Source organism: Nitratidesulfovibrio liaohensis (assembly GCF_011682075.1).
Taxonomy (GTDB): domain Bacteria; phylum Desulfobacterota; class Desulfovibrionia; order Desulfovibrionales; family Desulfovibrionaceae; genus Cupidesulfovibrio; species Cupidesulfovibrio liaohensis.
Genome location: NZ_VSMK01000637.1, coordinates 1 through 999, shown reverse-complemented (window position 1 = coordinate 999; position 999 = coordinate 1). Strand labels below are relative to the sequence as shown.

Here is a 999-nt window from a genome sequence, read left to right as displayed (position 1 = left end):
GTTGGCGGCCCCGAAGGCAAGGCGCGGTGCGCCACGGCGACGACGGCGTAGCAGCGCTACGTCGAGGAAGCCACGGCGTGCCGCAACGCAGCCCGCGGGGAAGGCCGCTGCGTTGCAGCCGCAGACCGCCCCCGATCACTGCCCTACTTCATGTTGACGAACTGCAGGGGCACGCCAAACTCCTCCCCCCGCAGCAACTGGATGACTTCCTGAAGGTCGTCGATCTTCTTGCCGGTCACGCGCACCTGGTCGTCCTGGATGGCGGCCTGCACTTTCAGCTTCGAATCCTTGATCTTCTTGACGATCTTCTGGGCGACATCCTTGGTGATGCCTTCCTGAATCACAACGTCGCGCTTGACCTGCCCCTTGGACGTCGGCTCGATGTCCTTGAACTCCAGGCACTTGGGATCGACCTTGCGGCGGATGCAGTGAGATTGCAGCATGTCTTGCAGGGCGCGCATCTTCATTTCATCGCCCGCCAGCAGGTGGATGCGCTTGTCGCCGCGGTGCAGTTCGATTTCGGTGACGGAATTGCGGAAGTCGTAGCGGGTGTCCACTTCTTTCTTCACGTTGTTCACGGCGTTATCGAGTTCCTGCATCTCGACCTTGTTGACCACGTCGAACGAGGGCATGCGAACCTCCGGATGAAGCGTGCCGTGGGACACGCGGATTGAAACGTGTTCTGGAGACGGGGCGGCCTGAACGGACCGGTCCGGGCGGACCGCATGCACGATTCGGGCTGTGCCCTTGCCGCTGATCCGACCGAACCGGGAAACGGCCTTCCGATCCCGTATGAGGACACAGGATGTAGCAAAGGGCGCGCCGTGGTTCAAGCCGATGCGCGGGGCGCCGAATCGGTGACTGCGCCGGTTCGCGTTCCGGCCCCCTGCCGTTTCTGCGCAGGCCGCGATGCCTGTCAGCTTGCGGACTGGGGACCGGAGCCGCCGCCGGAAGACCCGGAAGCCCCGCGCCCACCGCCCTCGCGCCCCACTCCGTCCC

Annotated in this window: 1 protein-coding gene; it reads right to left on the bottom strand. The window is 64.5% G+C overall.

Translation table 11 applies throughout. From position 1 onward, the window contains the following. Positions 1-143: 143 nt before the first annotated feature. Positions 144-632 (bottom strand): YajQ family cyclic di-GMP-binding protein, encoded by a 489-nt coding sequence (locus FVW27_RS16995; RefSeq protein WP_167127419.1) that lies wholly within the window; start codon positions 630-632, stop codon positions 144-146. Between the last annotated feature and the right edge of the window lie 367 nt (positions 633-999).